Annotated in this window: 9 protein-coding genes; 3 read left to right on the top strand and 6 right to left on the bottom strand. The window is 67.3% G+C overall.

Features of this window, described 5'->3' with window-relative positions:
• Window positions 1-13: 13 nt before the first annotated feature.
• Genes K3G64_RS02545 through cofD form a run of 3 tightly spaced genes read right to left on the bottom strand, consistent with a single transcriptional unit; the run spans window position 14 to window position 2,885 of the window.
• Window positions 14-556: an NUDIX hydrolase gene (locus K3G64_RS02545; RefSeq protein ID WP_238888768.1), complete on the bottom strand. Its 543-nt coding sequence runs from the start codon at window positions 554-556 to the stop codon at window positions 14-16.
• Window positions 553-1,944, bottom strand: a complete 1,392-nt coding sequence (locus tag K3G64_RS02540; protein WP_238888766.1) for a coenzyme F420-0:L-glutamate ligase — start codon at window positions 1,942-1,944, stop codon at window positions 553-555. Before K3G64_RS02540 ends, K3G64_RS02545 begins: the two co-directional genes overlap by 4 nt.
• Window positions 1,941-2,885 (bottom strand): 2-phospho-L-lactate transferase, encoded by a 945-nt coding sequence (cofD, locus tag K3G64_RS02535; protein WP_238950360.1) that lies wholly within the window; start codon window positions 2,883-2,885, stop codon window positions 1,941-1,943. Before cofD ends, K3G64_RS02540 begins: the two co-directional genes overlap by 4 nt.
• Here cofD and K3G64_RS25520 point away from each other — a divergent pair.
• Together K3G64_RS25520 and K3G64_RS02530 are read left to right on the top strand one after the other, a co-directional pair.
• Window positions 2,832-2,954: a hypothetical protein gene (locus tag K3G64_RS25520; RefSeq protein ID WP_255728153.1), complete on the top strand. Its 123-nt coding sequence runs from the start codon at window positions 2,832-2,834 to the stop codon at window positions 2,952-2,954. The genes cofD and K3G64_RS25520 overlap by 54 nt on opposite strands.
• 526 nt (window positions 2,955-3,480) lie before the next feature.
• On the top strand, window positions 3,481-3,744 hold the full coding sequence (locus K3G64_RS02530) for a WhiB family transcriptional regulator (RefSeq protein ID WP_370647156.1): 264 nt from the start codon (window positions 3,481-3,483) through the stop codon (window positions 3,742-3,744).
• A gap of 10 nt (window positions 3,745-3,754) precedes the next feature.
• Here the strand turns inward: K3G64_RS02530 and K3G64_RS02525 are convergent, their stop codons facing one another.
• On the bottom strand, window positions 3,755-4,177 hold the full coding sequence (locus K3G64_RS02525) for a metallopeptidase family protein (protein WP_238950356.1): 423 nt from the start codon (window positions 4,175-4,177) through the stop codon (window positions 3,755-3,757).
• 130 nt (window positions 4,178-4,307) lie between these two features.
• Here K3G64_RS02525 and K3G64_RS02520 point away from each other — a divergent pair, with 130 nt between their 5' ends.
• On the top strand, window positions 4,308-4,727 hold the full coding sequence (locus K3G64_RS02520) for a DUF3499 domain-containing protein (protein WP_238888764.1): 420 nt from the start codon (window positions 4,308-4,310) through the stop codon (window positions 4,725-4,727).
• An 18-nt stretch (window positions 4,728-4,745) separates the two neighbouring features.
• Here K3G64_RS02520 and K3G64_RS02515 read toward each other — a convergent pair whose 3' ends face one another.
• Together K3G64_RS02515 and K3G64_RS25515 are read right to left on the bottom strand one after the other, a co-directional pair.
• Entirely contained in the window at window positions 4,746-7,595 is a 2,850-nt protein-coding gene (locus K3G64_RS02515) for an Ig-like domain-containing protein (RefSeq protein ID WP_238888755.1), read from the bottom strand.
• Window positions 7,550-13,417, bottom strand: a complete 5,868-nt coding sequence (locus tag K3G64_RS25515; protein ID WP_255727902.1) for an Ig-like domain-containing protein — start codon at window positions 13,415-13,417, stop codon at window positions 7,550-7,552. Before K3G64_RS25515 ends, K3G64_RS02515 begins: the two co-directional genes overlap by 46 nt.
• Between the last annotated feature and the right edge of the window lie 13 nt (window positions 13,418-13,430).

Genomic DNA, 13,430 nt, shown 5'->3' with positions numbered 1-13,430 from the left:
ACGACCGGGAATGCTATTTCGCGCGTGACTTCGCTGCGGCGGCGAGTTGGGTGAGCCCGAAGTCGCGGTCGTCGGGTAGCCCGTCGAGTGGCCACCAGCGCAGGTCCAACGACTCGTCGCTGACGGCGATCTCGGCGTCGGCAGGGGCGCGGACCAGGAACTGCACGTCGAGGTGGCGCGTCGGCACACCGAGCGAGCAGGTCACCGGGTGCACGTGCAGCGCGGCCGGCGTCGGGTCGATCACCAACCCGCCGATGCCGGACTCCTCGGTCGCCTCGCGTAGCGCCGCCGAGACCACATCGGGGTCGTCGGCCTCGCAGTGCCCGCCGAGTTGCAGCCAGCGTCCGATCCTCGGATGCAAGGTGAGCAGAGCATGCGTGCCGGTGTGGTCGACGACGAGCGCCGATCCGGTGATGTGCCCGGGCACACACTCGCGCAGGCAGCCGTCGGGGCGGGCGCCCAGGAAGGCCAGCACGGCGTGCCGCAGCGAGTCCTGCGCCGGATCCGGCGCCCGCCACGCCGTGAGCGTCTCGACCGCCGAGGCGTGCAGGCTCACTTGCGGACCAGCAGGCCGTCGACCGGCACGGGATCGCGCGGTCCCGACGGCGCGGCGCCCTCCTCGGGGTAACCGATCGCGACCGCGCCCAACGGTTCCCAGTCGGCGGGCAGGTCCAGCTGCGCGCGCACTACGTCGGCGGCGAAGATCGTCGACCCGATCCAGCAACTGCCGACTCCGCGTACGGCCAGCGCCACCAGCAGCGCCTGCACGGCCGCGCCCACCGCGACGGTGAACATGGTGTGCTCGGCGGCCGTGCGCTGCTCGTCGGGATAGGTGTGAGCACCGTCGGGTACGAGGAACGGGATGACGATTTCCGGTGCGTCGTAGAGGATCTGTCCCCGGTTGACGCGGCGTTCGACGGCGTCGGCGGGGCGGCCGTCGGCAGTCAGATCGGCCCGCCACTTGTCCTTCATCCGGTCCAGCAGCGCCTGCCGTCGCAGCCGGTCGGCCAGCCACACGAACCGCACTGGTCGCGTGTGATGCGGCGCGGGTGCGGTGAGCGCTTCGGCGACCGCCGCCTCGACGACTTCGGCGGCGACCGGCTGGTCCGAGAACCGACGGACCGACCGTCGCAGCAGCTGAGCTTGGCGCTGTCCGCGCTCGAGCCCGAGCGCGATGGCTTCTTCGGTGCCGAGCCAGAACAGGTCTTCCGCCCCGGCCCGCACGAGCGTCCGCGCGGTCGATCGGTCGTCGACCAGCCGCAGCCCGCGCACCACCGCGACGGGTATGTCGGTCAGCTTGCCCTTCACCAGGTCCGCGGCCGCGGCGATCTCGTCGGCGACCGCGATCTCGGTGACGATCAACTCGTTGCCGTGCCGGTCGACCGTGCCGCCGTAGCCGTGCAGCACGGTCAGTCCGGCCGCCCCGATCGCGACGTCGGTCTGGCCGTTGCGCCACGCGCGGCCCATGGTGTCGGTGACGATGACCCCGACCGCCACCCCGAGGCGCTCCCGCAGGGCCGACCGCACGGCAGCGGCGCTGGCGTCGGGATCGGCTGGCAGCAGCGCCAACTCGGCGGAGTCCACGTTGGAGCCGTCCACCCCGGCGGCGGCCTGCACCAGTCCGTAGGCGTTCTCTGTGATCAGCGTGCGGCCCTTCCGAGCCAGCACCCGGACAGCTTCGGTGTCGATCAGCTTGCGCCGCAGTGTATCTCGTTCCTCTGGGTCGGCCGGCGCATCGACGATGCGGCCCTCGCACTTCGAGATCACCTTGCTGGTGATGACCACGATGTCGTCGTCGCACAGCCACGGTGCCGCCGAGGCGATGGCCGCGGCCAGGTCGTCACCGGGCCGGAACTCGGGAAGGCCAGGCACGGGCAGCAACTCGACGGCCGCGGCAGACCCATGGTCGCCGCTCGACGGCGCCGTCGGGGTGGCGCCGGTCATGGCTTGACCCCGCCGAGTTCGAGTCCCGTGCGCACCATGTGCGCGGTGAGCGCGGGCTCGGTCATCAACAACGGCACCGATCGGACCTCCACCCCGTCGATCTCGGCGTGGTCGTTCTCGTGCACCAGCCAGCCGTCGAGGATGCCGGTGCCCGAGCGCGCACCGTAGTGCCTGCCGACCGCCTCCGAGGTGCTCTCGACGCCGATCACCGACAGGCACTCGTCGGCCATGCCGCGCAACGGCTTTCCGCCGATGATCGGGGAGTAGCCGATCACCGGGGCTGGTGTGGAGCGCAACGCGGCCCGCATGCCGGGCACGGCGAGTATGGCGCCGATGCTGACAACGGGGTTGGACGGAGCCAGCAGCACTACGTCGGCGGTGTCGATGGCCTCGGCGACGCCGGGCCCGGCCGTTGCCTTCTCCGCCCCCACGAACGCGAAGCTGTGCGTCGGGACCTGGGCGCGGTAGCGCACCCACCATTCCTGGAAGTGGATGGCGCGCTGGTGTCCGGCATGCTCACCGGGTCCGGGATCGGTGATGACGACGTGGGTTTCGCTGCGGTCGTCACTGGCCGGCAGCAGTCGCGCACCCGGCGACCACCGCTTGCAGAGCGCCTCGGTCACCTGCGAGAGGGGATAGCCCGCGCGCAGCATCTGGGTGCGCACCAGGTGGGTGGCGAGGTCACGGTCGCCGAGGCCGAACCAGTCGGGTTGCACGCCGTACGCCGCGAGTTCCTCTTTGGCGTGCCAGGTTTCGTTGCGATGGCCCCACCCCCGCTCCGGATCGATTCCGCCGCCGAGGGTGTACATGCAGGTGTCGAGGTCCGGGCAGATCCGTACGCCGAACATCCATGCGTCGTCGCCCACATTCACCACAGCAGTCACTTCATGCTCGCCGGCACCACCAACGCCAAACTGCCCCAGCCCCAGCAGGTGTTGCACCCCGAGGAGGAAGCGTGCGCCGCCGACGCCGCCGACAAGAACGGTGACCTTCACATCGACCGAGCGTAGGCCGTCGCGGCGAGCCGCGGTCAGCCAGGAGCGGCGAGCCGCGGTCAGGCAGGAGCGGCGAGCGGCGGTCAGGCAGGAGCGGCGGCCGGGCGGGCAGGCAGGAGCGGCGAGCGGCGGTCAGTCTGGAGCGGCGGCGGACGGGCAGCACGGGTGTGACAGACACGCCGATACGACGACTCGCCGATTCCGGATCACGGAATGGTATGAATTCCTGTTCTAGCGCTTGACCACAGCAGCTAACGCGTGTGTAATCACAGCAGTGTCATTCCCGGTAGGCCATCCGGTTTCGGTGCCGCAGACCGAGATTCGATCACTTGTTCGAATTGAGTTGGCCTCACGTCTGTGCTGTGTAGGCCTAATAGGGGATCTACGAAACCAGGTGAGGAGGCGGAAAATGTCTTTTGAGCATCACGATTTCGATCGCATCATTCGGTTCGACAGCGGATTCGGCGGCTCAGTGGACAGCGCGCCGCACACCAATTCCGGAACGGCACCGATCGAGACGCCGCGGCGTCCCCAGTTGAGTCTGGTGCCTGATCCGATTGATGTGGCGCCGGCAATTACCCCGGAGGACGACCTCTGGCAGGAACGCGCGTTGTGCGCGCAGACCGACCCAGAGGCGTTCTTCCCCGAGAAGGGTGGCTCGACCCGCGAGGCCAAGCGCATCTGCCAGGGCTGCGAGGTGCGCGACGCGTGCCTGGAATACGCCCTTGCGCATGATGAACGCTTCGGCATCTGGGGCGGGCTCTCGGAACGGGAACGCCGCCGCCTCAAGCGCGGGATCATCTGAGCCGACGGATCTACTCGTCATCGATCGTCGGGTCGATGACCGACGGTTCGACGCCCAGATACGTGGCCACCTGAGCCACCAGAATCTCGTGCAACAGCTCTTCGAGCTCGACGGTGTCCTTTGCACGTCGTTCGATTGGCTTGCGGAACAATACAATTCGAGCCCGCGTGGTGTTTCCGCGGACATCCACTCCCGCCGGTATCAGCCGGGCCAGGGCGATCGGCCCATCGGCTATCACCTCAGGCGGCCACTGCACACTCTGCGGATCCTTCGGCGAGATCCGGGGAATCTCGTCGACCGCGACATCTAGCGACTTCAGGCGGTCCTGCCAGCGTCGCTCGATCGGCTCATAGGCTTCCAGTACAGCCATGTCGAATCGCTCGGCGCGGCTTCGCCAGCCCGGCACCGTCGGGGGTAGCAGCGGCCCGCGCATGTCGCGGCCGCGGCGCGAATGTCGGTATCCCCTCTTGGCCACGCTAGGAGGGTAACGGTTGGAGATCGGCCGCCCGCTGACTGCGCGTGTCCGGCGGCTGGCGGCGTTTGCGCACGATAACCTCTCGATCGTGAACGTACCCCGTCGCTGCTGCCGGCCCGGGTGTCCCCACTATGCGGTCGCGACGCTGACCTTCGTCTACGCCGACTCGACAGCCGTGGTGGGCCCCCTGGCCACGGTCTCCGAGCCGCATTCTTGGGACCTGTGCGTGATCCACGCCGGCCGCGTAACCGCGCCTCGAGGGTGGGAACTGGTTCGCCATGCGGGTCCGCTGCCGTCACATCCGGACGAGGATGATCTCGTTGCGCTGGCCGACGCCGTGCGTGAGGCCCGCGACCACGCCCCGTCGATCAACGGCGTGGCGGCGGGGTTCTCCGATCCTTTGACCGGTACACCCGGCGGTGCGCTGATAGCGCCGCCAGCCAGGCGGTCGGAGTCCAATGGGCGTCGGCGGGGCCATCTGCGGGTGTTGCCGGACCCCGCAGAGTAGGTGCCGGCTGAGGTGCGATCAGGCCGTCGTGTTGATCGTGATGGGTCGACCATTCATCGTGAAACCGGTCGCGGTGTAGGTTCCCTGTGCATTGGAGAAGAACACCGGAAGCTCGAATAATTCCACTATCGCGATGTTCTCGAAAGTGATGTTCGACAGAGTGCCCTGTGGAGTGGCCGCCAAGGCTTGATCCCAGGTGAGTGCATTGCCCGCGGTCGCCACGGTGATGTTGTGGGTCTGACCCAACGTCGGTTGATTGATGGTGACGTTGCGAATCGTCACATTCGAGACTTCGACACCGGGATTCTGGCTCAGCACCATGATGGCGCCGAACGGGAAGAACGTCGCCGTGTTCGAGCGGCTGATGGTGCCGCCGTTGACGGTGATGTCCTTGGTTGCCCGGGTGTTGAACAAGCCGCCTTGTGAACCGATGAACAGCCCCGCCTGGCTCGAGCCGTTGACCGTGAAGTTGTTGATGGTGATCCTCTCGCCACCGACGACTGCGATTCCACGGGCCTGGAGATTGTCGATCACCGTCGCGTTGTTGATGACGATGTCGGTGACCGGCCCGGAATCGTAGTTGTACGACACCACCGCGATGGAGTCGTCACCGGTGCGTGAGACCGTCGCGTTGTTGAGCTGGCCGTTGCTGGAGCCGCCGGTGATCTGTATGCCGTCGGCGGCGGTATCGGAGACTGTCACTCGCTCGACTCGGAAGTTCTTCGCGCCAACGATGTAGATGCCCGCCGAAGCGCTGCCTACCACATTGACGTCACTGATGACATTGCCGGTGCCACCGAACAGCAATCGGCTCTGATTAGTGCCGTCCTGACGCGAAGCTCCAACGGGCGCATGCAGGTTCAGGTTCTTAAGCGTCACATTGTTGCCGAGGATCTGGAAAGACGCCAACGCAGGGTTGGTTGCGTACAGCATTGCGCCGTTGCCGTCGATCGTTACTCCCGAAGCGTTCACGCGCAGGAGATTGCTGTACCGATAGGTGCCGGGGGCGAGTGTCAGTGTGTCGCCGGTCTTGAGATTGTTCAGCACCGCTTGCAGCGCCGCCGTGGTGTCTGCTCCCGTGACGTCGACGGGAACCAGGGTTACGGTCACCTGCACCGTCTGCGATGCGCCCTTGCCGTTCGTGACGGTGACACTGAACGAGTCGGTGTCCTCGCCGGGCGTGATCCTGGCAACCTGGCGACCGACGGTGCTGGGCGTGTAGGTGAACGTTCCGTTGGTGTTGACCACCACCGTGCCGTAGCCCGGAGTGGTAGTGGTGTAGGTCAGGGTGCCGTCGTCGGGATCGGCCGCTACCTGTCCGGTCACCACCCCGGTAGTCGAATTCGGCTGATTGGTCGACACCGTGACCGTCTGTCCGCGGGTGTAGTCAATGATCCGTAGCTGACTGTCGGAGAGGTCAGTCACCGCCAGGCTGCCATCAGGAGCGACAGCGACCATGTGGAAGTTGTACTCGGGGCTGCTGTCGAGCTGAATCGTCGTGATCGTGGTGCGCGTTTGGGTGTTGACTACGGTGATCTCATCGAAATTGCTGGCGACATAGAGCACACTGCCGTCGGCGCTCAGCGCAACACCCACAGGGTAGGCGGCAACGGTGATCGTGGCGTTCACACTGTTGGTTGCGGTGTCGATCACCGATACCGAGCTCGACCAGTAGTTCGTCACGTAGGCACGGGTGCCGTCCGAACTGACCGCCACTTGTAGCGGAGTGGAGCCGACGGTGATCTGGCCACCGACAATCTGATTGGTGCTCGCATTGATCACCGACACCGAACTACTGGTCTGGTTGGCGACATAAACTCGCGGGCCGTTCACGGTCTGTGCGAAAGCGATTCCCCGCGGGTTGTACCCGACCGCGACGGTGGCCACGACCGCGGGTGTCGTCAGCGTCGTGTTGATCACGGACACGGTGTGGCTGCCAAAATTGGCGACGTACAGACGGGTGCCGTCACTGCTCACGGTGATCGACTCGGGCGTCGCACCGACTGCGATCTGCCCTCCCACAACGGTATTGGTGGTCGTGTTGATGACCGACACCGAGTTGCTCGAGCGGTTTGTGACGTAGAGCCGAGTGCCGTCAGGACTTGCGACCATGTTCGTCGGTGCGCTGCCCACGGTAATCTCGCCCAGAACTGCGCCGGTTTCCATGTCGATGACCGACACGGTGTTGGTGCCCTGATTCGCGACGTAGGCGCGGTTGCCGACTACGGCGACGCCATACGGGCTGTCCCCGGTGGTGGCCGAAGGCTGTTTCGTCAGGTTCACCGGCGAGATCGGAACTGCGACGTTCGTCGTGGTGGTCGCCGTGCCGTCGGTCACGGTGACGGCGAACGAGACGGTGTCGGGCCCGGATGTCAGCCCGGCGGCAAGCCGCGCCGACGCGCTCGGCGTGAAGGTGAAGGCGCCGTTGGAACTCACCACCAGTGTGCCGCCCGCTGGTTGCGCGCCGGACAGGCTGAAAGACAGCTGATCGCCGTTGGCGTCGGTCGCGTTGACCGTGCCCGTGATGGCGCCAGTGGAAGGGTCTACGTCTCCGTAGGTCACGCCGGTGACAACCGGTGCGGTATTGATGCCAGGTGTGGGCAGGATGTTGACGGTGACGTTGACCGATGCGGTGGCCTTCCCGTCGCTGGCGACGACGGTGAAGGTGGCGGTCTTGGCGCCTTGGGGGGTGGCTGCGGCGTCGCGGGCGGCTTGGGTGGGGGTGTAGGTGTAGGTGCCGTTGGTGGTGACGGTGACGGTGCCGCTGGCCGGTTGGGTGGGGACGGTGTAGGTCAGGGGGTTGCCGTCGGGGTCGGTGAAGTTCAGTGATCCGGTGACCGCGCCGGTGTTGGGGTTGGGCTGGCCCACGGTGGGGTGCCGGCGACTGGCGGATTATTGGTCGCTGGTGTGGGCAGGATGTTGACGGTGACGTTGACCGATGCGGTGGCTTTCCCGTCGCTGGCGACGACGGTGAAGGTGGCGGTCTTGGCGCCTTGGGGGGTGGCTGCGGCGTCGCGGGCGGCTTGGGTGGGGGTGTAGGTGTAGGTGCCGTTGGTGGTGACGGTGACGGTGCCGCTGGCCGGTTGGGTGGGGACGGTGTAGGTCAGGGGGTTGCCGTCGGGGTCGGTGAAGTTCAGTGATCCGGTGACTGCGCCGGTGTTGGGGTTGGGCTGGCCCACGGTGGGGGTGCCGGCGACCGGCGCGCGGTTGCCCGCGGTGCCGATCGAGATGGATCGCAGTGCGCGGTCGGCGGCGTCGGTGATGAACAGTCGGGTGCCGTCGGCGTTGAAGGACAGGATGTGGGTGCCGGTTTCGGGGCTGGGGTCGATCTGCACGGTGCGCAGCACGGCGTTGGTGGCGGTGTCAACGACGGTGACGGTGTCGTTGCTGTTGGCGATGAAGGCCAGGTTGCCGTCGGGGCTGAGCACCACCGAGGTGGGGGCGGTGTTGGCGCCCAGGGCAATGGTGGCGATCACGGTGGGGGTGGCGGTGGTGGTGTTGAGCACCGACACCGAGTTGGTGCCCTGGTTGGTGACATAGGCGCGGGTGGCGCTCACGGCGACCGCGGACGGGTTGGTGCCCACGGCCACGGTGGCGACCACGGTGTTGGTGGCGGTGTTGATCACCGAGACCGCGTTCGAGTATTGGTTGGTGATGTAGGCGCGGGTGCCGTCGGGGCTCACGGCGACCCCGTTGGGGTAGGCGCCCACGGCCACGGTGGCGATCACGGTGCGGGTGGTGGTGTTGATGACCGAGACGGTGTTGCCGATGAGGTTGGTGACATATAGCCGGGTGCCGTCGGGGCTGACCGCCGCCGCGACCGGGCCCTGACCCACGCCGATGGTGGCCGACACGGTGTTGGTGGCGGTGTCGATGACCGAGACGGTGTTGGACCAGCCGTTGGTGACATAGACCTTGGTGTTGTCGGGGCTGGCGGCCATCCCGGTCGGGGCATAGCCCGCCGTGATGGTTTTGACCACGGTGTTGGTGGTGATGTCGATGACCGACACGGTGTGGGCGCCCTGGTTGGCCACATAGGCCCGGTTGCCCACCACCACCACACCCTGCGGAGTGGCGCCGGTGGTGGCCGTGGAACCCGACACCGTGAGATCGGCCGGTGCCACCGGCACGGTCACAGTCGTCGTCACGACGTGCTGACCGTCGCTGACCGACACCGTGAACGAATCCGTGTCGGCCGACGAGGTCTGCTGGGCGGCCAGCCGCGCCGCTACCGTCGGCGTATAGCTGTAGGTGCCATCAGGATTGACCGTCACCGAGCCGCTGGCCGGCTGAGTCGACACCGAATAGGTCAACGGATCACCATCAGCATCAGTGACGTTTATTGAACCCGTGACTGTTCCGGTGCTGGGGTTGGGAGCGCTCACCGTTGGGGTACCGGCCACGGGTGCGGTCGCGGCGGCCAACACCGGCACGGTCACCGTCACCGATGCGGTGGCCTTCCCGTCGCTGGCGAACACGGTGAAGGTCGCCGAGTCCGGGCCGGGAGTCAGACTCGCGGCGTCGCGGGCGGCTTGGGTGGGGGTGTAGGTGTAGGTGCCGTTGGTGGTGACGGTGACGGTGCCGCTGGCCGGTTGGGTGGGGACGGTGTAGGTCAGGGGGTTGCCGTCGGGGTCGGTGAAGTTCAGTGATCCGGTGACTGCGCCGGTGTTGGGGTTGGGCTGGCCCACGGTGGGGGTGCCGGCGACTGGTGCGCGGTTGGAAGCCAGGATGGGCACCGTCACCGAGACCTGCGAGGTGCTGAGCCCGTCGTTGGCGAGCACGGTGAAGGTCGCCGAGTCCGGGCCGGGAGTCAGACTCGCGGCGTCGCGGGCGGCTTGGGTGGGGGTGTAGGTGTAGGTGCCGTTGGTGGTGACGGTGACGGTGCCGCTGGCCGGTTGGGTGGGGACGGTGTAGGTCAGGGGGTTGCCGTCGGGGTCGGTGAAGTTCAGTGATCCGGTGACTGCGCCGGTGTTGGGGTTGGGCTGGCCCACGGTGGGGGTGCCGGCGACTGGCGGATTATTGGTCGCTGGTGTGGGCAGGATGTTGACGGTGACGTTGACCGATGCGGTGGCTTTCCCGTCGTTGGCGACGACGGTGAAGGTGGCGGTCTTGGCGCCTTGGGGGGTGGCTGCGGCGTCGCGGGCGGCTTGGGTGGGGGTGTAGGTGTAGGTGCCGTTGGTGGTGACGGTGACGGTGCCGCTGGCCGGTTGGGTGGGGACGGTGTAGGTCAGGGGGTTGCCGTCGGGGTCGGTGAAGTTCAGTGATCCGGTGACTGCGCCGGTGTTGGGGTTGGGCTGGCCCACGGTGGGGGTGCCGGCGACCGGCGCGCGGTTGCCCGCGGTGCCGATCGAGATGGATCGCAGTGCGCGGTCGGCGGCGTCGGTGATGAACAGTCGGGTGCCGTCGGCGTTGAAGGACAGGATGTGGGTGCCGGTTTCGGGGCTGGGGTCGATCTGCACGGTGCGCAGCACGGCGTTGGTGGCGGTGTCAACGACGGTGACGGTGTCGTTGCTGTTGGCGATGAAGGCCAGGTTGCCGTCGGGGCTGAGCACCACCGAGGTGGGGGCGGTGTTGGCGCCCAGGGCAATGGTGGCGATCACGGTGGGGGTGGCGGTGGTGGTGTTGAGCACCGACACCGAGTTGGTGCCCTGGTTGGTGACATAGGCGCGGGTGGCGCTCACGGCGACCGCGGACGGGTTGGTGCCCACGGCCACGGTGGTGATCACGGTGTTGGTGGCGGTGTTGATCACCGAGACCGCGTTCGAGTATTGGTTGGTGATGTAGGCGCGGGTGCCGTCGGGGCTCACGGCGACCCCGTTGGGGTAGGCGCCCACGGCCACGGTGGCGATCACGGTGCGGGTGGTGGTGTTGATGACCGAGACGCTGTTGCCGATGAGGTTGGTGACATACAGCCGGGTGCCGTCGGGGCTGACCGCCGCCGCGACCGGGCCCTGACCCACCCCGATGGTGCCCGACACGGTGTTGGTGGCGGTGTCGATGACCGAGACGGTGTTGGACCAGCCGTTGGTGACATAGACCTTGGTGTTGTCGGGGCTGGCGGCCATCCCGGTCGGGGCATAACCCACCGCGATGGTCTTGACCACGCTGTTGGTGGTGATGTCGATGACCGACACGGTGTGGGCGCCCTGGTTGGCCACATAGGCCCGGTTGCCCACCACCACCACACCCTGCGGAGTGGCGCCGGTGGTGGCCGTCGAACCCGACACCGTGAGATCGGCCGGTGCCACCGGCACGGTCACAGTCGTCGTCACGACGTGCTGACCGTCGCTGACCGACACCGTGAACGAATCCGTGTCGGTCCACGAGGTCTGCTGGGCGGCCAGCCGCGCCGCTACCGTCGGCGTATAGCTGTAGGTGCCATCAGGATTGACCGTCACCGAGCCGCTGGCCGGCTGAGTCGACACCGAATAGGTCAACGGATCACCATCAGCATCAGTGACGTTTATTGAACCCGTGACTGTTCCGGTGCTGGGGTCGGGAGTGCTCACCGTTGGGGTACCGGCCACGGGTGCGGTCGCGGCGGCCAACACCGGCACGGTGACCGTCACCGATGCGGTGGCCTTCCCGTCGCTGGCGAACACGGTGAAGGTCGCCGAGTCCGGGCCGGGAGTCAGACTCGCGGCGTCGCGGGCGGCTTGGGTGGGGGTGTAGGTGTAGGTGCCGTTGGTGGTGACGGTGACGGTGCCGCTGGCCGGTTGGGTGGGGACGGTGTAGGTCAGGGGGTTGCCGTCGGGGTCGGTGAAGTTCAGTGATCCGGTGACTGCGCCGGTGTTGGGGTTGGGCTGGCCCACGGTGGGGGTGCCGGCGACTGGTGCGCGGTTGGAAGCCAGGATGGGCACCGTCACCGAGACCTGCGAGGTGCTGAGCCCGTCGTTGGCGAGCACGGTGAAGGTCGCCGAGTCCGGGCCGGGAGTCAGACTCGCGGCGTCGCGGGCGGCTTGGGTGGGGGTGTAGGTGTAGGTGCCGTTGGTGGTGACGGTGACGGTGCCGCTGGCCGGTTGGGTGGGGACGGTGTAGGTCAGGGGGTTGCCGTCGGGGTCGGTGAAGTTCAGTGATCCGGTGACTGCGCCGGTGTTGGGGTTGGGCTGGCCCACGGTGGGGGTGCCCGCGACCGGCGCGCCGTTGTTCACCGCTGTGGAGACCAGCGAGATGGATCGCAGTGCGCGGTCGGCGGCGTCGGTGATGAACAGTCGGGTGCCGTCGGCGTTGAAGGACAGGATGTGGGTGCCGGTTTCGGGGCTGGGGTCGATCTGCACGGTGCGCAGCACGGCGTTGGTGGCGGTGTCAACGACGGTGACGGTGTCGTTGCTGTTGGCGATGAAGGCCAGGTTGCCGTCGGGGCTGAGCACCACCGAGGTGGGGGCGGTGTTGGCGCCCAAGGCAATGGTGGCGATCACGGTGGGGGTGGCGGTGGTGGTGTTGAGCACCGACACCGAGTTGGTGCCCTGGTTGGTGACATAGGCGCGGGTGGCGCTCACGGCGACCGCGGACGGGTTGGTGCCCACGGCCACGGTGGCGACCACGGTGTTGGTGGCGGTGTTGATCACCGAGACCGCGTTCCAGTACTGGTTGGTGATGTAGGCGCGGGTGCCGTCGGGGCTCACGGCGACCCCGTTGGGGTAGGCGCCCACGGCCACGGTGGCGATCACGGTGCGGGTGGTGGTGTTGATGACCGAGACGGTGTTGCCGATGAGGTTGGTGACATACAGCCGGGTGCCGTCGGGGCTGACCGCCGCCGCGACCGGGCCCTGACCCACCCCGATGGTGGCCGACACGGTGTTGGTGGCGGTGTCGATGACCGAGACGGTGTTGGACCAGCCGTTGGTGACATAGACCTTGGTGTTGTCGGGGCTGGCGGCCATCCCGGTCGGGGCATAGCCCGCCGTGATGGTTTTGACCACGGTGTTGGTGGTGATGTCGATGACCGACACGGTGTGGGCGCCCTGGTTGGCCACATAGGCCCGGTTGCCCACCACCACCACACCCTGCGGAGTGGCGCCGGTGGTGGCCGTCGAACCCGACACCGTGAGATCGGCCGGTGCCACCGGCACGGTCACAGTCGTCGTCACGACGTGCTGACCGTCGCTGACCGACACCGTGAACGAATCCGTGTCGGTCCACGAGGTCTGCTGGGCGGCCAGCCGCGCCGCTACCGTCGGCGTATAGCTGTAGGTGCCATCAGGATTGACCGTCACCGAGCCACTGGCCGGCTGAGTCGACACCGAATAAGTCAACGAATCACCATCAGCATCAGCTGCGGTTAGGACACCTTCGATCAATCCGGTCAACGGGTCCGCTGCGCCGACCGTCGTCCCCTCGATGACCGGTGAGTTGGTCACGGTGGTGGCGACGGCAGCCAAGGTGAGCGGCGAAACCGTCGGGTCGCTGAGCAAGCCTGCACTCACCGCAGCCTCGAGGTCGGGTGTGAGCTCCCCGGCACTGCTCTGCTGGCTCTGCCGACGAGCCCATCCCAGCAACGCCAACATCAGGGGAGACTCCCCTGGCACGCCGGGACCGTCGACGAGAGTGCCCGTCCCGACAGCCATCAGTATCTGACTCACAGCGGTCGAGATCACGTCGAGCGACGCCAGTGGCCCGGTGAACTCCGTTCGACCGACCTCGACTCGATCGGACTGAACAGTCGTCGACGCCTTGGCATCGGCAGTCACCCGGCCAGGTCCG

The sequence above is a fragment of the Mycobacterium sp. IDR2000157661 genome (assembly GCF_022317005.1).
GTDB lineage: Bacteria > Actinomycetota > Actinomycetes > Mycobacteriales > Mycobacteriaceae > Mycobacterium.
This window is presented reverse-complemented; position numbering and strand designations above follow the sequence as displayed.

Excerpts from the sequence above, each read along its gene's own strand:
- K3G64_RS02540 (WP_238888766.1), bottom strand. The coding sequence starts at position 1,944 with ATGACCGGCGCCACCCCGACGGCGCCGTCGAGCGGCGACCATGGGTCT.
- K3G64_RS25520 (WP_255728153.1), top strand. The coding sequence starts at position 2,832 with ATGCTCGCCGGCACCACCAACGCCAAACTGCCCCAGCCCCAGCAGGTG.
- K3G64_RS02525 (WP_238950356.1), bottom strand. The coding sequence starts at position 4,177 with ATGCGCGGGCCGCTGCTACCCCCGACGGTGCCGGGCTGGCGAAGCCGC.